Annotated in this window: 1 rRNA gene; it reads left to right on the top strand. The window is 42.9% G+C overall.

The features are described 5' to 3' along the window. Positions 1-238: 238 nt before the first annotated feature. A 23S ribosomal RNA gene (locus M3593_RS23825) occupies positions 239-345 on the top strand; the annotation flags it as partial.

Raw genomic sequence — 345 nt, 5'->3', positions numbered from 1 at the left:
GGATCACCTCCTTTCTAAGGATATTGCCTAAGGGCAATCGGAATGCGAATCTTTCGATTCGTACTGTGGATGTAATCCACATAGTTGTACGCTTGTTTGTTTAGTTTTGAGGGAGCAATTCTCTCAAGACTTTTTTGTTCCTTGAAAACTAGATAATCGTAAGTAAGAAGAACCAAGAAGAAAACCGAGTGATCGCCATCTTAGTTTTCTCTCTATTCAATAGAGAAATGACCTTTTAGGTTAAGTTAGAAAGGGCGCACGGTGGATGCCTTGGCACTAGGAGCCGATGAAGGACGGGACTAACACCGATATGCTTCGGGGAGCTGTAAGTAAGCTTTGATCCGG

The sequence above is a fragment of the Mesobacillus sp. MER 48 genome (assembly GCF_023714225.1).
Classification (GTDB): Bacteria; Bacillota; Bacilli; order Bacillales; family Cytobacillaceae; genus Mesobacillus; species Mesobacillus oceanisediminis_A.
This window is presented reverse-complemented; position numbering and strand designations above follow the sequence as displayed.